Below are 26,130 nucleotides of genomic sequence, written 5' to 3' on the forward strand. Positions count from 1 at the left end.
TTCAATTTCTTATTTCCTAAGAGTGGCTTAGTCTTTCTTACGAAGAACAAAAGCTGCTAGACTTGCAAAGGCAAGACCGATGATTGAAAGAAGACCAGATACTGCTGAACCTGTGTTTGGTAACAAGTTCTGCTTTTGACTACTTCCTTCTTCTGGTTGACTATTATTTCCAGAATCTTTAATTAGGGCCGGAGTGAATTCCCAGGTGCCTACGAAGTGTGCGTCTGCTCCATTGATGGTTTCCGATGTCTTGTCATAGGACTTGAAGCTCCAGGTGCCTTCTGCTGTCTTCACTTCTGTTTGACTTGGTTGCGTTGGCATTGCTTGACTTCCATCTTTCAAGTTTGTTTGGTCTGCTGGAAGCAAAACTTTCACTTCTTGCGGAAGTTCTTTACCTGGGGTTCCGCTAACAAACTCGTGAACCGCTTTATGAGTCACTGTTGGAACTGGAGTTGCTGTAAATTCCCATGTACCTACAAACTTAACATCTGATCCATTAATTGTTTCCGATGTTTTATCGTAGGACTTAAAGCTCCAGGTGCCTTCTGCTGTCTTCACTTCTGTTTGACTTGGTTTCGTTGGCGTTGCTTGGCTGCCATCTTTCAAGTTTGTTTGGTCTGCTGGAAGCAAGGCTTTCACTTCTTGTGGAAGTTCTTTACCTGGAGTTCCGCTGACAAACTCGTGAACTGCTTTATGAGTCACTGTTGGAACTGGAGTTGCTGTAAATTCCCATGTCCCTATAAACTTAACATCTGATCCATTAATTGTTTCAGATGTCTTGTCATAAGACTTGAAGCTCCATGTGCCTTCTGCTGTCTTCACTTCTGTTTGACTTGGTTGAGTTGGAGTAACTTGGCTACCATCTTTCAAGTCTGTTTGATCTGATGGAAGCAAGGTTTTCACTTCTTGTGGAATCTCTTTGCCTGGAGTTCCACTTACAAACTCGTGAACTGCTTTATGAGTCACTGTTGGAACTGGGATTGCTGTAAATTCCCATGTCCCTACAAACTTAACATCTGAACCGTTGACAGTCTCTGAAGTCTTGTCGTAGGATTTGAAGCTCCATGTGCCTTCTGCTGTCTTCACTTCTGTTTGACTTGGTTGAGTTGGAGTCGCTTGACTGCCATCTTTCAAGTCTGTTTGATCTGATGGAAGCAAGGTTTTCACTTCTTGTGGAAGCTCTTTGCCTGGAGTTCCACTGACAAACTCATGAACTGCTTTATGAGTCACTGTTGGTGCTGGGGTAAATTCCCAAGTACCGACGAAGTGGGCATCCCCTCCATTGATGGTTTCTGATGCCTTGTCATAAGACTTGAAGCTCCATGTACCTTCTGCTGTCTTCACTTCCGTTTTACTTGGCTGAGTCGGAGTCGCTTGACTACCATCTTTCAAGTCTGTTTGGTCTGATGGAAGCAAGGTTTTCACTTCTTGTGGAAGCTCTTTGCCTGGAGTTCCGCTGACAAATTCATGTGTTGCCTTGTAAGTTGGTGCTGGGGTAAATTCCCAAGTACCGACGAAGTGGGCATCCCCTCCATTGATGGTTTCTGATGCCTTGTCATAAGACTTGAAGCTCCATGTGCCTTCTGCTGTCTTCACTTCCGTTTGACTTGGCTGAGTTGGAGTCGCTTGACTACCGTCTTTCAAGTCTGTTTGGTCTGCTGGAAGCAAGGATTTCACTTCTTGTGGAAGGTCTTTTCCTGGAGTTCCGCTGACAAATTCATGTGTTGCCTTGTAAGTTGGTGCTGGGGTAAATTCCCAAGTACCGACGAAGTGGGCATCCGCTCCATTGATGGTTTCTGATGCCTTGTCGTAGGACTTGAAGCTCCATGTGCCTTCTGCTGTCTTCACTTCCGTTTGACTTGGCTGAGTTGGAGTCGCTTGACTACCGTCTTTCAAGTCTGTTTGGTCTGCTGGAAGCAAGGATTTCACTTCTTGTGGAAGGTCTTTTCCTGGAGTTCCGCTGACAAATTCATGTGTTGCCTTGTAAGTTGGTGCTGGGGTAAATTCCCAAGTACCGACGAAGTGGGCATCCGCTCCATTGATGGTTTCTGATGCCTTGTCGTAGGACTTGAAGCTCCAAGTGCCTTCTGCTGTCTTCACTTCCGTTTTACTTGGTTGCGTTGGTGTTGCTTGGCTACCGTCTTTCAAATCTGTTTGATCTGCAGGAAGCAAGGATTTCACTTCTTGTGGAAGTTCTTTGCCTGGCGTTCCGCTAACAAATTCGTGTGTTGCCTTGTAAGTTGGTGCTGGGGTGAATTCCCAAGTACCGACAAAGTGGGCGTCCGCTCCATTGATGGTTTCTGATGCCTTGTCATAAGACTTAAAGCTCCAAGTGCCTTCTGCTGTCTTCACTTCTGTTTTACTTGGTTGAGTTGGCGTTACTTGAGTACCATTAGACAAGTTCTTATCTGTCGCTGGAAGCAAGTCTTTCACTTCTTGTGGAAGATCTTTACCTGGGGTCCCACTCACAAACTCATGATGTTTTTCATAAAGAAGGGCAGTGCTTACCTGATTAGAAGGAGCTGATAAATTATCAACATGCAATGTTACAGTATTGTCAATCTTTTCAGGACCTTTTTCTTCTACTTTTTTGTTTGTAGCTGTTTTATAAGTGATAATAATCTCAGCGGCAGAATTTGATTTTATGTACTCAGGTGTCATTTTAACAGTAACTGTTTGACCTGACTTCTCAATCGTATAGTCACGTCCTTCTTGCAGAGTCACTCCACCTGATTCAACTTTAAGTTCTTTATAGTCCAAGCGATCATCAAAATTCTGAACCATTTCGATAGATGAAGGCGTTGCTAAAATGTCCTTACCTGGAACCGGAACTTTAAACGTAGCTTTATAGGTTACATCTTGTCCTTCCTTAGCTGGAATCTCTGTAGGATCCACTGCTAGAACAGGGCTCGGATCAATTTTTTCAATATAAAGACCAAAGACGGCCGAAGCAACCTCTGTTGATGAGTAACCAAAATTCATACTATTACTATTTGATCGAAGGGCAAAACCAGAGATATTGTTCTCAGAATAGCTACCGCTTGTAATCTGAGTTGCTACCCAAGCAGTTCGATCTCCTTGATCTTCCTGTCTTAAAACATTGGCATTATTCATCAAACGAAGATTAACATCATTTTGATAATCTTTAACATAGAAGGTTTCCTTCAAGTTGTTGGCATCCATTGCATCGATGTCTGTTGGCTTCATAACCAACTTCAAATCTGTCTCGGAACCATCTGCATAACGCAACTCTGCTGTTACATCCGCATCAAGCCAAAAAGCCTTATTCATAATGTAGTCATGAGCCGCATCTACATAGGGAACATTCCCAATTTCAAAAGCACTACTTTCCCATAATTCAGAAATTGAGAAAAATTCAACAGTAGATTTTTGAGCACTATTCATCTCAGATTCTGCCTGAGCAGTATTAAGATAGTGTAGGGTTACTTTATTGAAATTTAGATAAGCATCTACTTGCTTACCATTGACTGTCCCAATATTTGTGAATTTTAGAGAAAGAGGATTTTCGAAAACTTGATCCTGTTTTTTACTTTTATCTACTTTAAGAGTAAAGTTTTCCATCTCGCCTGGATAGGCACCACCCCAGAGATATTCATAGTGGGGATTCGATAAATGAAACTGATCAACAGCCTGTGATTTAGATAAAACACTAAAATTGTTGATGTTCAAATTAAACTTACGAATATCCAAGGTTGAGATATCCGTTCCGTTTTTTATTTCTTCTAAAGCCGCATAAGATTGAAGCGGAAGAAGAAAAATAGAAAAAAGTAAAACGACTAATCCGAGAAAAGCCTGTTTTTTTCTACTGAAAATAGTAGAAAAAGGCATTCTCATGCGATATTTCCATTTCATAATGTACCTCCAAAATTAAAAATGATTATTTAATCATTTCAAAAGAAATATTCATCTCATTTTAACACAAAAAAAGGGCAATTAAAAGTAGATTATAGATAAAAATTTATTATTTTGTATTTCCAGATTGTCAATTTTCGGTGAGAATAATTAAAATATAAAAATTTTAGAAAAGGCGTTTACACTATGTGAATAACTGTTTTATAGTTAATCCTATTATCACTCTATGAGTTTCATAACGTACTCAAGCCACACATAAACATTAATATATTTAATTTTTTATAAAGAAAGAACCCAAGAATAAATTCTGGGTTCTTTTTAGTATTTCTCGTACAAAAGATACTTTTGTATATTAGAGAGCCTTAGTCCTTCTTACGAACGACAAAGCCTACTAGACCGGCGATAAATAAACCAATCATTGAAAGAAGACTGGTAGAAGCTGTACCTGTGCTTGGTAGAACTTTCTGTTCTTGGCTTGCAGTTTCTTCTTTCTTAGTGCTTTCAGCTTGGTTCCCTGTTGTTGCAGTATCATTCTTATTACCGTTGGTTGTTGTAGAAGCTACTTTCTTAGTTCCAACTTCAACAATCTCATCTACTGCTGGAGTAGTGATTGTGTTTGATTTCTCAACACGACCTGTCTCTTTTCCATCTGTGTAGGTAACTGTGTAAACAATGGTGCGAACACCTTTCTTACCAGCAGCTTTCACTTGACGAGTTCCTTCTGGAAGTTCTGCGTTCTGCACTTCTTTGACTTGGAAAGCAACTTCTTCTGTCTTCGTTTCTTCCTTAGTCGTTACAACTGGAGCTACTACTTTCTTAGTTCCTACTTCAACGATCTCATCTACGGCTGGAGTTGTGATTGTATTGGATTTCTCAACACGACCTGTCTCTACTCCGTCTGTGTAAGTCACTGTATAAACAATGGTGCGAACACCCTTCTTACCAGCTGTCTTCACTTGACGAGTTCCTTCTGGAAGATCCGGATTTGTGACTTCCTTAGTTTGGAAAGCAACTTCTTCTGTCTTCGTTTCTTCCTTAGTCGTTACAACTGGAGCTACTACTTTCTTAGTTCCTACTTCAACGATCTCATCTACGGCTGGAGTTGTGATTGTGCTGGATTTCTCAACACGACCTGTCTCTTTTCCATCTGTGTAAGTCACTGTATAAACAATGGTGCGAATACCTTTCTTACCAGTAACTTTCACTTGACGAGTTCCTTCTGGAAGATCTGGATTTGTGACTTCCTTAGTTTGGAAGGCAACTTCTTCTGTCTTCGTTTCTTCCTTAGTCGTTACAACAGCTTTTGAACCGGTATAAGTAATCTTGTTTTTGGCTGCTTTCTTGGTCTTGCGTGAAACTTCTTTACGAGATTTTTCAACACCATCCACTTTTGTCACTTCATAAGTGACTTCATCGATACCTTCTTCACCTTCTTCAACACGTGTTTGACCTTTATCCTGTGCTGGGTCTACTTTCGTTTCTTCTTTGAAAGCAACTTTTTCCTCTACAGTCACTGTTTCTTTGGTTTCTACACCTGTTTTCTTAGTTCCAACTTCGATGATTTCTTCTACAGGTTCTTTGGTAACTTTCTCGCTTTTCTTAGTACGAGCCGTTTCTTTACCATCTGTCAGTGTGATATCCCAAGTAATGGTCTTAGTACCTTTAACACCCGCTTGTTTCACATTGCGAGTACCTTCTGCAAGATCGGCGTTGTTTTCGGTACGAGATGCATAAGGAATCTCTTCTGTCGTTGTGATTTCTTGATGCTCAACTTTTGGTTCCGCTGGTTGTTCCGTCTTACCAGCCAACAAAGCTTCAGCCTTGGCTTTCAACTCATTGTAGCGAGCTTCATATGCCACAAAACCTTTTTGAGCTTCTGGACTCTTCATTGCCTTCTTTGCGATAGGAAGGTAGTTAGTAGCTTCCGCCAAGCTATCTTCTAATCCTGCTTTGTTGTCTTCATCATCCGGATTAGCTTTATAGTCAGCAATGGCAGCGTCTAGATCATTCAGTCTATCTCTAAATCGAAGTGCAATGACTCTCTCTTGGCCATCTGGAATTTCTTCATCTTCCGCCGGTGTTTCCTCTGCATGCACCGTTGGAATTTGATATAAATCTGGAGCTACATGATAAGTTGCTACTCCAAGAGCGTTTAAAGCAAGTATTGAAATCCCTAACTTTAATAATTTTTTTCTACTCATTCTTTTTCCCTTAACACTTTCAAAATACAGTAAGGAGGAGAGTAAATATTTCTACCCTCCTCTTACTATGCAATCCTATTGTTCAGCTGTGTTTTTCCAAACTAGAAGTCCTGTAAGTCCAAGAATGAGAACTGCAATGACTTCAAAGAGTGTAGAAACTTCAGAACCTGTATTTGGCAAGTTTTTGCCTGGATCTTTTGGTGGAACTTCCCCCTCAGAAGGTGGAATATTTGGAGCCGGTGGTGTTACCGGTGTTGGTGGGAACACCACAACTGTATTGGTAGATTGTGGGGTGTGATTGAAGCTTACTGTAGCTGTATTTGGTACACCATCCTGATACTTAGCGAAGTCTGTTCCTTCTTTGAAGTTTGTGTAAAGAACGAGAGTTACTTTACTTCCCTTCAAGGCTTCAAGAACATCCTTGTCGCTGATTTCAAGAGTCACAAGATTTTCAGTTTCATCGTAAGTAACAGTAGCAATTGCTTCCAATTCTTTACCTACTAATTCACCACGATCATTTGAAGACTTACTCAATTTATCAATAGCTGCTTGAAGCTTAGTTTGAGCTTCTTTTAGTTTCTTGATTTCATTTTCGAGTTTCTCTTGTTGTTGTTTCTTATCAGCTGGTGCTAATTCTGCTTCTTTCTCAGCTGGTGCTTGAAGTTTAGCTAAGTTTTCTTCAGCTGCTTTCAACTCTGCTTCTAAGTTTGCAAGATCTTGACTTGATTCGCTAGTTGCAGGTTTCTTATCTTCTGTTGCAGAAGAATCAGATGTAGCTGGAGTAGCTGGTTGTGCTGCCTTAGCCGCTTCCAACTTCGCTTTCAATTCAGCCACTTTCGCTTCCGCCGCTTTCAAATCTTCCTTCTTGTTAGCCTCTGTTGAAGTATCATCAGTTGACTTGCCTGTCAAAGCTTTGAGTTCTTTCTCAGACTGTTCAAGTTGGGCTTGAAGAGTTGCTTTGAGCGCGTCAAATTGAGCGTTTTCAACTTTGAGGGCGATGCGGTCAAGGTTCACTTTGAGGACTTGATTGATTTTATCACTGATTGTGAAGTTCGTCAATTCCGTCTTCTTGATGCGACCGTACTCATCTTTCAAGGCATTTCCATTTTCATCCTTAGGATCTGCAGGAACGAGCGTTGAAATGTCGAAGCGGAATGTTTCATCTGCTTCTTTCAATCTGTAACCACCAGTTGGATTTGATCCATCTTCTGGTCCAACAGTCTTAGAAGGTTCATTTGGTTTTGGTTCAGTTGGTTTTTCTGGGTCACGTGGTTTCACCGTTACCGGTTTTGATTCCTTGCTGCCAGATTGACCATTGGCATCCTTGAAGTTGACAGTTGCTTTGTTTGGTACCAATTGGTCCTTATAAGCAGTCAAATCGCTATTCGCTTTGAGTTTAGCTGGGATGTACAATTGAATCTCTTTGAAGCCTTTTAGTCGAGCGAAATCTTTCACTTTCACAGTGACAGTGTTTCCTTCAACACTTGTTTCAAGAGATCCATTTGCATCACGACCGTCCACATAGGCTACTGGCGTATCAGCGATTGCCAAGACCGGTTCGAGTGTATCTGTGACTGTGAACTCTTTGTACTTATCAATATCTTTTGGCAAAGCCGTATTGACATTGTACATGTAAGGTGCATCGTATTCGACATCCAAGTGGTCCAAGGTACGGTTGATTTTCTTCGTAATTTCTGGTTCTGGTTCTTTTGGAACGATAACCGGAACTTTATTCGAATCTTTGTGTAGCCCTGGTCTATTTGGAATGTTTGCATCATAAGAAGCCGTATTTGGAACAGTGAATCCACGATCTGTTAGATATGGAGTCAAATCAGCTCCCGCTTTAATCTTAGCAGTGAAGCTCAATTCAACTGCTTGACCGCCATTGGCTTTCACTTGTTCCTCTGTAAGGGTCAAGGTAATGGTTTGACCTTCTACCTTGATTTGACTTGCATCAAGAGCTTGACCATTCAAGATTGCACTTGCTGAACCTGCATAATCAAGAACAGATTCAAGTGTATCACTTACACTGAAGGATGATACATCTGTTGGGACACTTGTTTTCACGTTGTATGTGAAAATTTGGTCACGATCAGCAAGTGTTTCTTCAGCTTTAGTATTGACATCTTTCTTGATCTCTGGTTCGTCTGGTGTTGGTGGCGTTACTGGAACTTCGTTAGAGTCCTTGTGCACACCTGGTTTGTGTGGGAAGCTTGCGTCATAAGAAGCCTTATTCGGAATCTGTGTACGGCCGTCTTCCTTCACATATGCAGACAAGTTCGCGCCGGCTTTGATCTTCGCGTCGAATGTTAATTCAACTGCTTGACCGCCATTGGCTTTGACTTGTTCTTCTGTAAGCGTCAAGGTAATGGTTTGACCGTCTACCTTGATTTGGCTAGCCTCAAGAGCTTGACCATTCAATTTAGCACTTGAAGTTCCTGCGAATTCAAGAACATCTTCGATTTTATCGGTTACGCTGAAGGCTGTCGCATCTTGCGCTACTGTTGTTTTCACATTGTATGTGAAGACTTCATCACGTTTTGCGAGGGTTTCTTCTGCCTTGCCGTTCACATCTTTCTTGATCTCTGGCTCGTCTGGTGTTGGAGGCGTTACTGGGACTTCATTAGAGTCCTTGTGCACACCTGGTTTGTGTGGGAAGCTTGCGTCATAAGAAGCCTTATTCGGAATCTGTGTACGGCCGTCTTCCTTCACATATGCAGACAAGTTCGCGCCAGCTTTGATCTTGGCGTCGAATGTTAATTCAACTGCTTGACCGCCATTGGCTTTCACTTGTTCTTCTGTAAGGGTCAAGGTAATCGTTTGACCTTCTACCTTGATTTGACTTGCATCAAGAGCTTGATCATTCAATTTAGCACTTGAAGTTCCTGCGAATTCAAGAACGTCCACTAGGGTATCTGTGACTGAGAAGGCTGTCGCATCTTGCGCTACACTTGTTTTCACATTGTATGTGAAGACTTCATCACGTTTTGCGAGGGTTTCTTCTGCCTTACCGTTCACATCTTTCTTGATTTCTGGCTCGTCTGGTGTTGGTGGCGTTACTGGAACTTCGTTAGAGTCCTTGTGCACACCTGGTTTGTGTGGGAAGCTTGCGTCATAAGAAGCCTTATTCGGAATCTGTGTACGACCGTCTTCCTTCACATATGCAGACAAGTTCGCGCCAGCTTTGATCTTGGCGTCGAATGTTAATTCAACTACTTGACCGCCATTGGCTTTCACTTGTTCTTCTGTAAGGGTCAAGGTAATCGTTTGACCTTCTACCTTGATTTGACTTGCATCAAGAGCTTGACCATTCAATTTAGCACTTGAAGTTCCTGCGAATTCAAGAACGTCCACTAGGGTATCTGTGACTGAGAAGGCTGTCGCATCTTGCGCTACTGTTGTTTTCACATTGTATGTGAAGACTTCATCACGTTTTGCGAGAATTTCTTCTGCCTTGCCGTTCACATCTTTCTTGATCTCTGGCTCGTCTGGTGTTGGAGGTGTTACTGGGACTTCATTAGAGTCCTTGTGCACACCTGGTTTGTGTGGGAAGCTTGCGTCATAAGAAGCCTTATTCGGAATCTGTGTACGGCCGTCTTCCTTCACATATGCGGACAAGTTCGCGCCAGCTTTGATCTTGGCGTCGAATGTTAATTCAACGGCTTGACCGCCATTGGCTTTCACTTGTTCTTCTGTAAGGGTCAAGGTAATCGTTTGTCCTTCTACCTTGATTTGGCTAGCATCAAGAGCTTGACCATTCAATTTAGCACTTGAAGTTCCTGCGAATTCAAGAACATCTTCGATCTTATCGGTTACGCTGAAGGCTGTCGCATCTTGCGCTACTGTTGTTTTCACATTGTATGTGAAGACTTCATCACGTTTTGCGAGAGTTTCTTCTGCCTTGCCGTTCACATCTTTCTTGATCTCTGGCTCGTCTGGTGTTGGAGGTGTTACTGGGACTTCATTAGAGTCCTTGTGCACACCTGGTTTGTGTGGGAAGCTTGCGTCATAAGAAGCCTTATTCGGAATCTGTGTACGGCCGTCTTCCTTCACATATGCAGACAAGTTCGCGCCGGCTTTGATCTTGGCGTCGAATGTTAATTCAACGGCTTGACCGCCATTGGCTTTCACTTGGTCTTCTGTAAGGGTCAAGGTAATCGTTTGTCCTTCTACCTTGATTTGGCTAGCATCAAGAGCTTGACCATTCAATTTAGCACTTGAAGTTCCTGCGAATTCAAGAACGTCCACTAGGGTATCTGTGACTGAGAAGGCTGTCGCATCTTGCGCTACACTTGTTTTCACATTGTATGTGAAGACTTCATCACGTTTTGCGAGGGTTTCTTCTGCCTTACCGTTCACATCTTTCTTGATTTCTGGCTCGTCTGGTGTTGGTGGCGTTACTGGAACTTCGTTAGAGTCCTTGTGCACACCTGGTTTGTGTGGGAAGCTTGCGTCATAAGAAGCCTTATTCGGAATCTGTGTACGACCGTCTTCCTTCACATATGCAGACAAGTTCGCGCCAGCTTTGATCTTGGCGTCGAATGTTAATTCAACGGCTTGACCGCCATTGGCTTTCACTTGTTCTTCTGTAAGGGTCAAGGTAATCGTTTGACCTTCTACCTTGATTTGACTTGCATCAAGAGCTTGACCATTCAATTTAGCACTTGAAGTTCCTGCGAATTCAAGAACGTCCACTAGGGTATCTGTGACTGAGAAGGCTGTCGCATCTTGCGCTACTGTTGTTTTCACATTGTATGTGAAGACTTCATCACGTTTTGCGAGAATTTCTTCTGCCTTGCCGTTCACATCTTTCTTGATCTCTGGCTCGTCTGGTGTTGGAGGTGTTACTGGGACTTCATTAGAGTCCTTGTGCACACCTGGTTTGTGTGGGAAGCTTGCGTCATAAGAAGCCTTATTCGGAATCTGTGTACGGCCGTCTTCCTTCACATATGCGGACAAGTTCGCGCCAGCTTTGATCTTAGCGTCGAACGTTAATTCAACTGCTTGACCACCATTTGCTTTGACTTGGTCTTCTGTAAGCGTCAAGGTAATGGTTTGACCTTCTACCTTGATTTGGCTAGCGTCAAGCGCTACACCATTCAATTTAGCACTTGAAGTTCCTGCGAACTCAAGAACATCTTCGATCTTATCGGTTACGCTGAAGGCTGTCGCATCTTGCGCTACTGTTGTTTTCACATTGTATGTGAAGACTTCATCACGTTTTGCGAGAGTTTCTTCTGCCTTGCCGTTCACATCTTTCTTGATTTCTGGCTCTTCTGGAGTCGGTGGAGTTACTGGAACTACGTTAGAATCCTTGGTGAAGCCTGGTTTGTTTGGAAGATCTGCCCTGTAAGCCGCCTTGTTCGGAACCTTGATTGACTTATCTTCTGTTACATAAGCAGACAAGTTCGCACCGGATTTAATCTTAGCGTCGAACGTTAATTCAACTGCTTGACCACCATTTGCTTTGACTTGGTCTTCTGTAAGCGTCAAGGTAATGGTTTGTCCCTCTACCTTGATTTGGCTAGCGTCAAGCGCTACACCATTCAATTTAGCACTTGAAGTTCCTGCGAACTCAAGAACATCTACTAGTGTATCTGTGACTGCGAAGGCTGTCGCATCTTGCGCTACTGTCGTTTTCACGTTGTAAGTGAAGACTTGATCGCGTTTATCAAGAGTTTCAGCTTCTTTGCCGTTCACATCTTTCTTGATTTCTGGCTCTTCTGGAGTCGGTGGAGTTACTGGAACTTCATTTGAATCCTTGTGATATTTCGGATTGTGATCGATGTCGTAAGAAGCCTTGTTTGGAATTTCTGTCTTACCATCTTTATTCACATAAGCTGACAAGTTGGCATTATCTCTGATTTTAGCCTTGAAGTTTACTTCAATAGTCTTACCTGCATCTGCTTTGACAGAAGCTTCTGTAAAGGCAACTTTGATGACTTGACCAGAAAGTGTCACTGTCGCCTTCGATCCTGCATCCTCACCATCAAGTTTAACAGTGGCTGAAGCATTCTCACCAACAAATTCTAGAACTTCTTTCAACTCGTCTGTCATCTCAAACACAGTTGCGCTGGCAGGCATTGTTGTTTTCAAAGTATAAGTAAACTCTTCATTACGTTTTGCAAGATCATAACGTTCTGCTCCGTTTACTTCCTTCTTAAGCTCTGGAGTAGTGGTTGGTGGTGGTGTAACGGTAACTGGTTTTGATTCTTTCTTAGAATCAGGATTATCATTAATGATGTAGCTAGCAGTATTTGGTACTACCGGCTTGTCTTTTGATTCATTTGGATAAGCAGTCAAGAGAGCATCGAAAGTGATTCCATCTTTAATCTTGGCCTTAAATGAAACTTGTACAGCTTTACCAGCATATTGTTTCACTTGCTCTTTACCAAATGTGACCGTCAAACGTTGACCTTCTGTTGTTACAGTGAGGTCTTGAACAGCTTGGCCATCAACAGTGACCGTTGCTTCTCCTTCAAATGCCAATTCTTTGACGATATCATCTGAAATGGTGAAGCTATCTGCCACGTGTGGAACCGTTGAGTCAATCGTATAAGTAAAGATTTCTGATAACTTACCAAGATCTGCGTGTTCCTGACCATTCACCTTCTTCGTGATTGGTGGTGGTGTAACAGTGACCGGCTTGGTTTCTTTCTCACCTTGTTGGTCATTCTTGTTGGTGTAAGTAATCTTAGCTTTGTTCTCAATAGATGGAACAGTTGAGCCTTTCTTCACTTTGGCATGAATCACGAGCTCTACTTCTTGGTTACCGTAGTCACCCGCATTCGCAAAATCTTTCATCGTTGCAGTCACGGTTTGACCTTGAACTGTTACATCGAAGAATTTCGCTGCCGCTCCCTTGATTTCAGCTTGACCTGGAGTCAAGTTCTCATCCAAGGTATCCGTTACAACGAAGGACTTGTACGTTGTAATATCATTTGGCAATTTCGCTTTGATATTATAAGTAAAGTCGGTTTCCGCACCGATTGTTGCCTCTGTCAGTGTTTCGTTGATTTTCTTATCAACACCTGGTTCTGATGGAGGAGTTACGGTTACAGGTTTTGTTTCTTTTTCTCCGCTATGATCGTTCTTATCTGTGAAGCTGAACTTCGCAGTATTTGGAATGTTGATACGAGTCACTCCATCATTGATCTTAGCTGGAATAATCAATTCCACTTCTTGACCAGCAAGGTCTGTAGCGTTCGCAAAGTCCTTCATCGTTGCAGTCACGGTTTGACCCTCAACTGTTACATCGAAGAAGGCTGCAGCTGCTCCTTTGATAACTGGTTTGCTTGAAGTTTCATTGATAACTGACAAATCTCCTTCAAGTGTATCTGTAATCACAAATTTCTTGTAATCTGTAATATCGGTTGGAAGTTTTGTCTTAATGTTGTAGTTATACGCTTGACCTGTCGCGATATCTAAGTGATCAAGAGTTTCATTGATCTTCTTCGTTACAGGAGGTGGCGTTACGGTTACAGGTTTCGATTCAACTTCTTTCTCTACATTATTCTCATTTGTAAAGGAAATAGAAGCCTTGTTTTCAATGGTTGTGCCTGTCACACCATTTTTAACTTTTGCAGGAATGACTAGTTCAACAGTTGAGTATTTTGCAAGTTCACCAAACTGACCATCCTTCACCGTTGCCGTAATCTCTTGGCCATTGGTGTGGATATCAAAGAGGGCCGCTGCAGAACCTTTAATACTTACGTCTCCTGCAAGTTCCAAATTAGCATCCAGTGTATCACGAATCACAAATTTCTTGTAATTAGCAACATCACTTGGTACTGCTGTTGTAATGTTGTAGTTGTATGGTTGCCCATCAAACGTTTGGAAGCTATCCAAGTTTTCATTGATTTTCTTATCAATCGTTGGTTCTTTTGGTTTTGGTGGGGTAACCGTTACTTCGTTAGATGTTTGTTTCACATCGTTCAAGATCACATCCGCTGTATTTGGTACTTTTACTTGACCATCTTTCTTGTATTTAGAAAGATCAGCACCTTTACGGATTTTCGCCTTAAAGGTTAATTCTACATATTGAATGTCTTTCACCTTACGGCGATTCACTTTACGAGTGATTTTTTCAAGATTAGTTTTGTCTAGTGTCAACGAAACGGTTTGACCTGAAACGGTTGTCGCACCTTTCAAATCAGCGTTATCTTTTCCACCGAGTTTTACATTCAAACTATCTGCTTGAACTTCTAACTCTGGAACAACTGTATCTGTCAGCGTAAAGTTGTCCGCAATACCTGGCCATGGAGCAGTCACCTTGTACTCAAAGAGTTCCTCTTCTGCTTTCAAATCTTCATGTTCTTTGTCATTAACCTTCTTCGTAATCTCTGTTACTACTGGCGGTTTCACGTAAACTGGATTTGAACGGCGAATGGTACTTGGTTTGGTATCTGTCTTGGCGTGCGCATCTTGGTTTGGTTGATTGTCATCACCATTCCACATGATGTTCCCTTGGTTTAGGAGACCAAATCCATTACTTTCCTGAAGGAGAGCCATGAATTCTTTACTTGATTGATTATTGCGGTATTGTTCTTTCAAACGAACCTTAATGGTCATTTGAGCTTTCTTCAATACCAAGTAATTATAGTTGGATCCTTTAGCAGGAACATCCGCAACCACGACACTTTGAGGGTTGCCTTCTGAATCATCTTGACTAACTACACGAGTGGTCCATTTTTCTCCATTTGGTCCAGTAGCTGAACTTTCAACCACTTCCAAACGGTAGTCAAGTGGGTCTGTCAACATGACGTTCTTTTCAAATTCGTAGGCTACGTTATTGAAGTTGTAATCAAGAGTATAGGTAAACTCCTCTGCCTTGTCTGACAATTGTGCAGAATAGGCTTTTTTCTTTGTCAAACCAAGCGGGTCATCAATTTCTCCCAAATCATTACTCTTATCTGCGTCGGTAATTCTCTTCGTGACACTTGGGTAACAGTACTCGAGTTTTTGAACTTCAACTTCTTCATTACGTCCACCAATCTTACGGGTTGTAAATTCACCTGTCTTGAAGACACCAGTCAATTCAGGGACTGTAATTGTTTCATTCGTTGGTGTGTAATCAGCTGGCGGATCAACTTCATCCTCTTCATTCGTTTCAGGAGCACGAGCTTCCTTACTCAAATCATAGTCGAAATTGTTATCTCCAGGGTTGAAGACACTATCGGGTACATAGATTGTGACATTGTCACCTTCTTGATTGATTCGACCACGAATTTGTTCTGATGGATCTGTGACTTTTTCAACAACTGTTTTACCATTGATTCGAACAGCATCAACCTTATACCCGGGTGTAACAGTGAACTCACCTTTGATGTCTTCCTTAATCAACGCAGCAGCTACCGATTCTAAAATTCGATTTGAGAACTTATCGATATCGCTTTGTTCATTAACATAGAAGGAAACGTTCTTTCCGTTTACAACCTTGTCTGGTGAAGCCATCGATTGAAGAGCATCATGGAAGATTCCTTGAACTGAACGGTTATCACCGATATTCAATGTTTTTCCAAATCCATTCAAATAAGCAGAACCATATTGGAAGTATGGGTCAGTGAACCCTGCCACTCGCTCCCAGAAACCAATAACTACAGAGCCTTCTGATCCAACAGCATTCTTAAGTGTATTTCCTGCCTCTTTTAACTCGTTTGCACGGCTGACAATATCTTGCGCTGCTTCAGGGAAATAGTTTTGACCAAGTCCCCATGCAGGTTGTAGCTTATAAGTTCTGGCATAACTTTTATCCATAACAACATTACCATCTGGGAGACGGTAACCATTGGCCACACCATCCGTTACAAGGAGGAATACTGTCTTACGACCATTTTTCATTTCTCCTTTTTGACTGTTATAAGCAGCAAGAGCATCCGTGATACCAGGAACTGTAGGAGTTCCTCCTCCAACAGTAATATTATCAATAAAGCTATGAATAGATTTTTGATCTGATGTTAAATCACTTGAACTAAACTGATAATGTTTACCAGTGATCCCCTCATTTGTATAGGTATCAATCGCTCCTGTGAAGTCCTCATTATCAAAATATCGAACCTGATCCAATCCTTGATAAGCTGAAACGAAGACGCGGTCAGTCGTATCTGGATCACCTGTACTCACTAAATGTGGGTCAGTTTCATTGTACTGTTCAGGTTTCACATAAGTGGTCAAACGCTTCAAGGCATTCTTAACACTAGGAATAGTCTTTTCAAAGGATCCACTCGCATCTTGAAGGATAACTAAGTCGATCGGTTTACGTGGAACTGTCCACTGTGTTTTTTCTGTTTTCTTTACCTTACGATAACATCCATTCTGGATAATTTCTGTGTTCTCTCCTACTTGTCTTGCAGCCCCTTCATCAGCTGATGCACCTCGAGCAAGGAACAGTCCAGCCAATCCTAATGGCACAGAGAGAAACAGAATCATAAACAGAACAGAGACCTTTTTAATGAAATCTCTCATAGTTTTCTCTGAAATCCTATTGCGATTTCTTCTTCCTCCTTTTTTCTGAAATAGATGTATGTTAGTTTAGCAGTTCTTGTAACTCTTTCGAGAAATTTTCAGCAGTGGTATGATTTACTAATACATTCTTTACCTGTTGCTGTTTTGTCACAAGATACATACTTGGTATGGTTTGAACCTGTAAAAGATCGGCTGCGGACTGATCTTCGTCATAATAATACGGGAAAGTATATCCTTTTTCTTTGATATACTGATCAGCAGTTTCCTTTGTTTCTTTTCCTGGTTCGTTCATATTCAGAAGAACAAAATGAATTTGATCTCCATACTTTTCATACATCTGCTGAACAATGGGTAGTTGTTTCTAACAACGAGGACACCAACTAGTCCATTCGACAACTAATATAGGTTTATCTTACAGTTCCGAGATAGCAATCAATTTTCCATCTTGAGAGGCCGTTTTAAATTCTGGAAGTTGTTGACCTTTTAAACTCAAAGTTGAATTGTTCTCATCACTTGAAGTTGATTGCAAAATTGAAGACGCCCCTATATCTCCATCCTTAGTGGGTCTAGTGAAATAAATTAAACCCACCGCTAAAGCTATGATGACTCCATCTCTTAAAACAGAAACCACCATCTGTCTTTTTTACACAAAATCTCCTTTCTTATAATAGTAAAATATCATGAATAAGTTTCAATTAAATAATATATCAATCTATAAAAGCGAGAGCTAAACCTCATTCATGTCAAATGATATTTTATCATTTACTAATTAGTATTTCAAGAAATATGTTGTCAAATTGTAAATTTTTTTAGAATGTTAAAAACCTACTATTTCATACATTAGAGAGATTCTCGAGATAGGATTACGGGAATATTATTCTGAGTTTTTTCAGAATATTATTACTTTTTAATCAATTCAACTAATGATCCATTTTTGCTCAATTCACCATATTATATATACTAAGAATAGTATCAAAATACATTTAAAAAATTGCAATAATAAAAAAGATTATCCAATTAGATAATCTTTTTTATGTTCTTAATACAAATCAAGATAATTATCAACTTCCCATTGTGAAACAAATGTTGCATAGCTGGCCCACTCGATACGTTTCGCTTCAAGGAAGCTAGTGTAGATGTGTTCACCTAGGGCTGCCTTGACCACTTCATCTTCTGTCAAAGCTTTCAAGGCGTTATGAAGAGTTGATGGAAGATCAGTGATTCCAGCTTCCTTACGCTCTTCTGCTGTCATGATGTAGATATTTTCTTCGATAGGAGCTGGTGCTTCGATTTTGTTTTCAATACCATGCAAACCAACTTCCAAAAGAACCGCCATAGCGATGTATGGGTTTGCCATTGGGTCCACTGAACGCAACTCAAGACGAGTTCCCATACCGCGTGAAGCCGGTACGCGCACAAGTGGCGAACGGTTACGACCAGCCCAAGCAATGTAAACAGGTGCTTCATAACCTGGAACCAAACGTTTGTATGAGTTAACTGTTGGGTTCATGATAGCAGTATAGTTGTAAGCATGCTTGATCAAACCACCAAGGAAATGGTAGGCTGTTTCAGACAACTGCATTCCTTTTGGATCATTTGGATCAAAGAAGGCATTGTTTCCTTCTGCATCAAACAAGGACATATTACAGTGCATACCTGATCCAGCGATACCAAATTTTGGTTTCGCCATAAAGGTTGCGTAAAGGCCGTGTTTGCGAGCAATGGTTTTAACAACGAGTTTAAAGATTTGAATCTTGTCACAGGCACGGAGGACTTCATCATACTTGAAGTCAATTTCATGTTGTCCAACCGCAACCTCGTGGTGACTCGCTTCTACTTCAAATCCCATTTTGGTCAAGACATTCACAATTTCACGACGTGTATTGTCCGCAAGGTCAGTAGGCGCCAAATCAAAGTAGCCACCCTTGTCATTTACTTCAAGTGTTGGATCCCCATTTTCATCCAACTTAAATAGGAAGAATTCTGGTTCTGGACCAAGGTTGAAAGATTTGAATCCTACTTCTTCCATATGACGAAGTGCACTCTTCAGATTACCACGAGGGTCACCTGCAAATGGCTCGCCTTCTGTTGTATAGACATCACAGATTAAACCTGCAACACTTCCATTTTCATCTCCCCATGGGAAGACTGTCCATGTATCCAAGTCTGGGTACAAGTACATATCTGATTCATTGATACGTACAAAACCTTCAATAGAAGAGCCATCAAACATGGCTTTGTTTGACAAGACCTTATCTAACTGTTCATCTGTAGCAGGAATTTCGACGTTTTTCATGGTTCCCAGAATATCTGAAAACATGAGACGGATAAAGGTAACATTTTTTTCCTTGACTTCACGACGAATATCTGCAGCTGTGATTGGCATGGGTTTTCTCCTTAATATATGACTACTTGCGATTGCCTAACCGCGACCAAAGGGTGACCGTACTGAAGTAAAGCGCCCCTGCTGGAGGAGTTCATTGTGGAGTGCACGACGCACTTCCGTCTGACTCACAGCTTTCTTGGACTTCGCCTCGCGTTCAGCATATTTTTTCTTAATCGCAGCAATATTATGACCTTCAGAGATGTAATCTTTGATTTCAAGCAGACGATCCATGTCATTCAAAGAATACATGCGACGGTTCCCTTCGTTTCGATCAGGTTTGATCAACTCTTGATCTTCATAATAACGAATCTGACGTGCCGAGAGATCGGTCAATTTCATAACACTGCCGATAGGAAAAACAGCCATATTTCGGCGAAATTCTCTTTCCTTCATTTACAATTTCCTTCTTCCTGTCTATTATAGTCTAAAAAAAGACATACGTCAACGAATAATGTCATAAAATGTAACATTATTTTCTTTTTTTCTCCCAAAAGAGTTTCAGTTGCTCAATATCATAATTTACAAGGATTGCGACAAAAACTCCCATAAATGTTTCAAATACGCGCGCAAACACGTACAAAAATGTTTCTCCGCTTGGTATTGATAGGGTAATAATCAACATAGCCGCCACACCACCGATAACTCCTGCCTTGTTGTTCATGGCAACATTTGTCATAATGGTTAACATGGTGCAAATCGGAACAACTAGTAAGGTTACCCAAAAGGCTCCATGAAATAAAGTATTTAAGAGGAAAAAGACAAGGGCGTAAAAACCGCCAATGCTATTTCCTAAGATACGCGAAGTTCCAAAATGGACACTCTTATCAAAGCTCTCTCGTAAACTGAAGACCGCTGTCAACGCTCCAATTTGAAGCCCCTTCCAGCCAAAAAAACCAAAAATCAAGAGAACTATAAATACGGCAATCCCTGTTTTGAAGGTTCGCATACCAAGCTTGAACTGTGACTTATCAAATTTATATTTTTTAAAATAACTCATAATCTCAACTTTCTACTACCATTTTAACATAAATTAGTTGATTTTATGAGTGAAAATCAATAGGAAGCGTTTTTAATTTAGGCTATAAAAAAGAGGAAACAGAGTTCCTCTTTTCTATTTAACTTTCAGAGCTTAGTTGCTTTCGTCTTCTTTACGTTTCAACTGACCAAGTCCTAAAACTCCTACTAAAGCTGCTAGACCAAGATATGGCATGTAGCTTGAATCATTTGTACCTGTTTGAGGTAGAGTAGGATTCCCTTTTGGATTTGGAGTAGGAGTTGTCGGCTCCTCTGGTTTCTTAGGTTCTGGCGTTGTCGTGCGAACTGTATTTGAAGCGTAAGCAACTTTGTTCACAGTATTTACATAGGTATTTTCAAAGGTTCCGACAGCAATTCGTTTCATTTGAATATAAGTCTCAGCCTGGAATGGAGAATCCAACTGAATCTCTTGAAGGAATTCTTCCTTGAAGCGAATGGTAATCATTCCCTTATCTTGATCATGTTCAACCTGTGTTTCAGCTGTTAAGTCTGTCCCTGCCTTGATAACACGACCGTCTTTCAATCGGATATCAACCTTGGCAAGAACTTTATAATTTCCAGTGTATTGATCACCTTTTTGGTCATAATCATCTACAAAACTATAGTCATTCAAGTCCTCAGAATGATTTTGTGGAATCAAACCACCGATTAAACGATAATTGAAGTACTGGTTCAATGGAATTGTTTGGCCATCGATATTATCACTGCTTGGATCCATACTGATTGTCACATCTTTTTTAGGTGTGATTTTCGGTACATTGTTGACAACTACTTCTGTAGCATAGCCATTTCCAAAATCAATTTGGTAGGCTTTGTTTTCATACTTACCACCCGTTTGACCAAATTCAGGTTTAACTGTCATCGGATCTGTGATGAGCAATGATTTTCCTGCTGCTACATAGTTCTTGTAGAATTCAGCTGGATTATCAGCTGAGAAGAGTTGGAAAGCACCTTTAACAGTGATGTTTGCTTTCTTCAACAGCTCTTGAACCTTCTTAGGCGCAGCTTCTAAACTGTCATATTTTTGAACGCTGACACCTGATACTTGATTTCCTTTTTCATCTGCAACCTTAACCAAATCAGGGCGAACATCTAAAGCTTCCTCTGGATAATCATCTACGTAGTAGAAGCCGTTTTGGATTGCTTCCTTAGAAGATTTATCACCTTTATATTGATCCAAATCCCATGTTAATTCGTAGTAGTTGGTTGAACCAGCTAAAACTTCTTTTCCATCGATATTAAGGCCTTCTTTATTCTTATTTACTTTCGTTGGCTTAATATAGTTGTTATTTGGATTATCAGGATCATTTGGTTTACCAGGAGTCGTTACACGAACAACATTTGACTTAATACCATAAGCATCATTGACTGTCAAAGTAAAGTTATTAGTATAAGTTGCCCCATCATTCAAGACACGACCAACAACCGTTGGATGAAGAGTCTCAACAGGTTTAGTTAAGTCAGCATTGTAACTTGCCAATGTCTCCTCAGTAGCCTTAAAGGTTACAGTATGACTGGCTTCATCATAAGTTGTATCAAAGCCTGTACTTGCAGCCTTAGTTGCATCCAAGTCAAACTGATAGCCAGTTGGAAGTGGATCTACCAATACAAACGAAGTTGTTTTTGGACGACCAGCTGTCAACGCTTCTGTTTTCAACTCAAACTTCACTACAGACTGCTTAGCAACTAGAGTACGGTCGATATCTACTCCATCCTCATTTTTAATTTCTTTATTAATTTGAGGTTGCGCCAACAAGCTATTATAATGGAAGTGTACTGTCGGCACTGCTGGAGGAGTCGGCAGCTGTTTAGGAGTTGGTGCTAGCGGCGGAGTTGGCAATGGATCATAGTCTGGCTCTTCTGGTTTTGATGGCTCTGGTTGATCTGGAGTCTTAACTGGTGGAGTTGGCTCATTTTCATATGTTGGTGCTACTGGTGCTGGCTCCAATGGCTTCTCTGTTTCATATGTTGGCTCTTCCGGTTTTGATGGCTCCGGTTGATCTGGAGTCTTAACTGGTGGAGTTGGCTCATTTTCATATGTTGGTGCTACTGGTGCTGGCTCCAATGGCTTCTCTGTCTCATATGTTGGCTCTTCCGGTTTTGACGGCTCCGGTTGATCTGGAGTTTTTACTGGTGGTGTTGGCTCATTTTCATATGTTGGTACTACTGGAGCTGGTTCCAGTGGTTTCTCTGTCTCATACATTGGTTGAGTTGGAGCTGTTGGTGCAACAGGTTTCGTCGGAACCCCAATTGCATTAATGTTTGAATTGAAAGCAAACCAAATATTTCCACTTTTAGAAGAAGCCATATTAAAGCTAATCTCCGATTGAGTTATTTCACCGACAATAGCTCCGTACCAATTATTTGGACTAGAGGTTGTATCCCATTCCGATGTATTCCAACGAGCGCCTAGCGATTTTTCTGCATTTGATGAATCTGCATAAGCAGAGTTATTTTCATGAATCTTGATAGATGAACCAGAAATTGGAATATATCGACCGTTAAAGTTTCTAACACTTTCAATTGCATCTTTATCAATTGCTCCACTACCGTTACCTCTATTTAGAGATGAAAAATTAACTAATCCTCCTGTGAGATTCATAAGTTGACCTTCTTCATCATAAAACTTGACTTTTACATTAATGTTTGTAGAAGTAAAATAATCATTATACCATGCTGTCACAGTTGGATCACTCGAGGCAAACATAGTCATTTTGGTTCCATCGTTAAAACCTGTTTCTTTTAATGTGTAAGTGTAAACTACTTTTGAAATTTTCTTACCATTAAAACTTGAATTTTTTAGACCAGTATAGGTAACATCGACTGGTTTATCCTTTTCTAATACAAGCTTTGCATAAGTGTTATTCGAATTGATTGCATTGAAATATGAATATGCTGTAGATTTTTTCCTATCAGGATTTGTTGGCGAAATCCCCCATGATTTTACCAAAGCATCCAATTCCTGCTGCCCATATTGATGTACAGATGAATCAATTGTTCGTATTGCATTTGGTTCTGATTTAAAGTTCAACGATTGTGATCTTGGTTCTGAAAGATAACCATCTTGTTTCTTTTTACTCTCCGCTTCTGCGAGTGCTGCAGTATAAGCTGCGAACTCTTTCTTATATTTGGCAAGATCTGCTTCATACTGCTTCATCGCCACTTCATAAGTTGCTTTTGCAGTTTCATTACGTTGTTTAATCGCTTCATTTTCAGCTTGAAGCGCAGCATTTTTTACCTTATTATCTTCAACAGCCTTTTCATAGGCTGCTTTTGCATCGGCATTTGCTTTTTGAACGCGAGCTAGTTCTGTCTGATAAGCCGCTAGCTTAGCTTGGTAGTCTGCTTCATTGGTAGCATTTGCTTGCTTAACTGCCGCCAAATCTGCTTCGTATTTCTTCACCGCTGCGTCATAAGTCGATTTTGCAGTGGCGTTACGCTGCTTAATAGCTTCATTTTCAGCTTGGATAGCATTGTTTTTAGCTGTATTTTCTTCAACAGCCTTTTCATAGGCTGCTTTTGCATCAGAATTAGCCTTTTGAACACGTGCCAATTCTGTCTGATAAGCTGCTAATTTAGCTTGATAATCAGCATCATTATCTTCTTTAGCTTTCTTAATAGCTGCAAGATCCGCTTCATACTGCTTCATCGCTGCTTCATAATTCGCTTTTGCAGTTTCATTACGCTGTTTAATGGCTTCATTTTCAGCTTTAAGCGCTTCGTTTTTCGCAGTATTTTCTTTTACCGCTTTATCATAGGCTTCTTTAGCTTCAGCATTAGCCTTTTGTACTCGAGCTAATTCTGTCTGGTAAGCTGAAAGTTTATTTTGATAATCCTCTTGACTATCTTCATTTGCTTTTTTGACAGTTGCTAAATCTTTTTGATATTGTGCTAGCTTAGCCTCATACTCTGCTTTAGCTGTTGCATTGGCAGTGTTGATTTTTCCAACTTCTTCTTGATGACTTTTTAGATCTTTTTGATACTTGTCATCCGCTGCTTTGTTTTCAGCATTGATTTTATCTGTTTCAGCCTGATGAGCTGCGACTTCCTTTTTATATGCTTCAGTTGTTTTCTTTACTTCTTCAGCCTGTTTAGCATAGTCGCTTTTAATCTCATCTTGTTTTTGAGCATTCTCTGTAGCAGTTGTGGCTGTTCCTTTGTCTTTTGTTTCATCTTGAACTACCTTAACTCCTGCAGATTTTGCATCAGCAACTGCTTTATCCAAATCAGCTGATGATACTTCTACTGGTAAAGCTGAGTCTTTAGAACCAGCCTTAGCTTGGCTTTCTTTGGCAACTTGACTCATTTCACCCTGAGCTTCAGGTAGATTTGTAGCTGGGTTCCCGGTACTTGTAACTTCAACCGCACTTGTGCTTGTTGTCTCTTTTACTTCATCAGCAAAAACTGCCTGATCTGCAAAAGCAATCAAAGCAGTCCCTAAAACAGCACCACACAAAGTTTTTGCAACCTTGCTTTTACGAAATCCATAGACTTCTTTTCTATTTTTCATTGTAATACCTTTCTGTATCTCATTTTTGTCATCTACTAACCATAATATCATTTTAAAACCCAAGATGCAACTATTCAATCCTTTTCTTTTCATATATGCAATAATATACATTTAAAAAGGTAAAAAAAAGAAGATGGCGAAACCATCTTCTTAATTATACTCTTATTTTTCTGTGAGTGCAGCCAATCCTGGCAATACTTTACCTTCAAGGAGTTCCATTGATGCTCCACCACCAGTAGAGATCCATGAGAACTTGTCTGCACGACCAAGGTTGATCGCTGCAGCAGCTGAATCACCACCACCGATGATTGATTTCACGCCTGGTTGTTTCACTATAGCGTCCATGACACCGATTGTACCAGCTTGGAAGTCTGGGTTTTCAAATACACCCATAGGTCCGTTCCATACAACTGTTTTCGCACCAGTCAAAGCTTCGTCGAATTTAGCGATAGATTTAGGACCGATATCCAAACCAAGGAAACCTTGGTCTACTGCTTCACCTTCAGTGTCTTTCACTTCAGTGTAGTCAGCAAATGCGTTTGCTTCTTTTGAGTCAACTGGCAAGATCAATTTGCCGTTTGCTTTTTCAAGAAGAGCTTTAGCGACATCCAATTTGTCTTCTTCTACAAGTGAGTTACCGATTTCGATACCTTGAGCTTTGTAGAATGTGTAAGTCATCCCACCACCGATAAGAACTTTATCAGCTTTTTCAAGCAAGTTTTCGATAACACCGATCTTGTCTGAAACTTTTGAACCACCAAGGATAGCCACGAATGGACGTTCTGGAGCTTCAACCGCTTCTTGGATGTAAGCAATTTCGTTTTCAAGAAGGAAACCAGCAACTGCTTTTTCAACGTTTGCTGAGATACCAACGTTAGATGCGTGTGCACGGTGAGCTGTACCGAATGCATCGTTTACGAAGATACCATCTCCAAGTGATGCCCAGTATTTACCAAGTTCAGGATCGTTTTTAGATTCTTTCTTGCCGTCAACATCTTCGAAACGAGTGTTTTCAACCAAGAGAACTTGTCCATCTTCAAGAGCGTTAACAGCGGCTTCCAATTCAGCACCACGTGTAACACCTGGGATAAATTTAACTTCTTGTCCCAATTTAGCAGCCAAGTCAGCAGCTACAGGAGCGAGTGATTTACCTTCTTTGTCTGATTCTTCTTTTACACGTCCAAGGTGAGAGAAGAGGATTGCACGTCCACCTTGTTCAAGGATGTACTTGATAGTTGGAAGAGCTGCAGTGATACGGTTGTCATTGGTAATCACGCCATCTTTAACAGGTACGTTGAAGTCAACACGAACGAGAACTTTTTTCCCTTTCAAGTCAACGTCTTTAACAGTCAATTTTGCCATTAGATATGACTCCTTCTTTTTTTATACGTGTTAATTATATCACAAAATCCTCAAAAGAGATAGAAAAACCCTAAACTTTTCTTGTTCATTCTTCTATCTATTAACCTAAAAACCTAGGATTTCAGTAAGGGAAATAGAAATTTTCACATAATTCGGTTGGAATAATTTAGGAAAATTTCTTGATTGATCTGCCTAATTACTTCTATACCATTCTTTTTCTAACATTTTAATCCTTAATATTCCAAACTCTACAGTCCTTCTTTTTGAATTGCTAGGTTTCTTATTATACAATATAACTA

The 26,130-nt window shown here is 40.7% G+C and carries 10 protein-coding genes; all 10 read right to left on the reverse strand.

Going from position 1 to position 26,130, the window contains the following annotated elements; translation table 11 throughout:
* Positions 1–27 precede the first annotated feature (27 nt).
* Complete coding sequence (locus E7Y33_RS08940; protein WP_139690272.1) at positions 28–3,873, reverse strand: LPXTG-anchored SHIRT domain periscope protein; 3,846 nt, start codon at positions 3,871–3,873, stop codon at positions 28–30.
* A 362-nt stretch (positions 3,874–4,235) separates the two neighbouring features.
* Positions 4,236–6,074, reverse strand: a complete 1,839-nt coding sequence (locus tag E7Y33_RS08945; RefSeq protein WP_139690273.1) for a G5 domain-containing protein — start codon at positions 6,072–6,074, stop codon at positions 4,236–4,238.
* Positions 6,075–6,149: 75 nt separating this feature from the next.
* Positions 6,150–16,538, reverse strand: coding sequence for an isopeptide-forming domain-containing fimbrial protein (locus E7Y33_RS08950; protein ID WP_139690274.1), 10,389 nt, complete (start codon positions 16,536–16,538; stop codon positions 6,150–6,152).
* Between the two features lie 61 nt (positions 16,539–16,599).
* Complete coding sequence (locus E7Y33_RS09595; protein ID WP_237665658.1) at positions 16,600–16,830, reverse strand: TlpA family protein disulfide reductase; 231 nt, start codon at positions 16,828–16,830, stop codon at positions 16,600–16,602.
* Positions 16,831–16,950: 120 nt separating this feature from the next.
* On the reverse strand, positions 16,951–17,172 hold the full coding sequence (locus E7Y33_RS09600) for a hypothetical protein (RefSeq protein ID WP_237665659.1): 222 nt from the start codon (positions 17,170–17,172) through the stop codon (positions 16,951–16,953).
* Between the two features lie 405 nt (positions 17,173–17,577).
* Entirely contained in the window at positions 17,578–18,924 is a 1,347-nt protein-coding gene (glnA, locus tag E7Y33_RS08960) for a type I glutamate--ammonia ligase (protein WP_007522284.1), read from the reverse strand.
* Between the two features lie 36 nt (positions 18,925–18,960).
* A complete protein-coding gene (gene glnR, locus E7Y33_RS08965) occupies positions 18,961–19,317 on the reverse strand; it encodes a transcriptional repressor GlnR (protein WP_065371382.1) in 357 nt (118 codons plus the stop codon).
* Between the two features lie 76 nt (positions 19,318–19,393).
* Positions 19,394–19,921, reverse strand: coding sequence for an FUSC family protein (locus E7Y33_RS08970; RefSeq protein WP_000119887.1), 528 nt, complete (start codon positions 19,919–19,921; stop codon positions 19,394–19,396).
* A 132-nt stretch (positions 19,922–20,053) separates the two neighbouring features.
* Positions 20,054–24,469: an antigen I/II family LPXTG-anchored adhesin gene (locus tag E7Y33_RS08975; protein WP_139690275.1), complete on the reverse strand. Its 4,416-nt coding sequence runs from the start codon at positions 24,467–24,469 to the stop codon at positions 20,054–20,056.
* Between the two features lie 162 nt (positions 24,470–24,631).
* Complete coding sequence (locus E7Y33_RS08980; RefSeq protein ID WP_139690276.1) at positions 24,632–25,831, reverse strand: phosphoglycerate kinase; 1,200 nt, start codon at positions 25,829–25,831, stop codon at positions 24,632–24,634.
* Between the last annotated feature and the right edge of the window lie 299 nt (positions 25,832–26,130).

This window comes from Streptococcus oralis (genome assembly GCF_006175905.1).
GTDB classification, from domain to species: Bacteria; Bacillota; Bacilli; order Lactobacillales; family Streptococcaceae; genus Streptococcus; species Streptococcus oralis_BG.

Excerpts from the sequence above, each read along its gene's own strand:
- glnR (WP_065371382.1), bottom strand. The coding sequence starts at position 19,317 with ATGAAGGAAAGAGAATTTCGCCGAAATATGGCTGTTTTTCCTATCGGC.
- E7Y33_RS08970 (WP_000119887.1), bottom strand. The coding sequence starts at position 19,921 with ATGAGTTATTTTAAAAAATATAAATTTGATAAGTCACAGTTCAAGCTT.
- E7Y33_RS09595 (WP_237665658.1), bottom strand. The coding sequence starts at position 16,830 with ATGAACGAACCAGGAAAAGAAACAAAGGAAACTGCTGATCAGTATATC.
- E7Y33_RS08940 (WP_139690272.1), bottom strand. The coding sequence starts at position 3,873 with ATGAAATGGAAATATCGCATGAGAATGCCTTTTTCTACTATTTTCAGT.
- E7Y33_RS08945 (WP_139690273.1), bottom strand. The coding sequence starts at position 6,074 with ATGAGTAGAAAAAAATTATTAAAGTTAGGGATTTCAATACTTGCTTTA.
- glnA (WP_007522284.1), bottom strand. The coding sequence starts at position 18,924 with ATGCCAATCACAGCTGCAGATATTCGTCGTGAAGTCAAGGAAAAAAAT.
- E7Y33_RS08980 (WP_139690276.1), bottom strand. The coding sequence starts at position 25,831 with ATGGCAAAATTGACTGTTAAAGACGTTGACTTGAAAGGGAAAAAAGTT.
- E7Y33_RS09600 (WP_237665659.1), bottom strand. The coding sequence starts at position 17,172 with ATGGTGGTTTCTGTTTTAAGAGATGGAGTCATCATAGCTTTAGCGGTG.
- E7Y33_RS08950 (WP_139690274.1), bottom strand. The coding sequence starts at position 16,538 with ATGAGAGATTTCATTAAAAAGGTCTCTGTTCTGTTTATGATTCTGTTT.
- E7Y33_RS08975 (WP_139690275.1), bottom strand. The coding sequence starts at position 24,469 with ATGAAAAATAGAAAAGAAGTCTATGGATTTCGTAAAAGCAAGGTTGCA.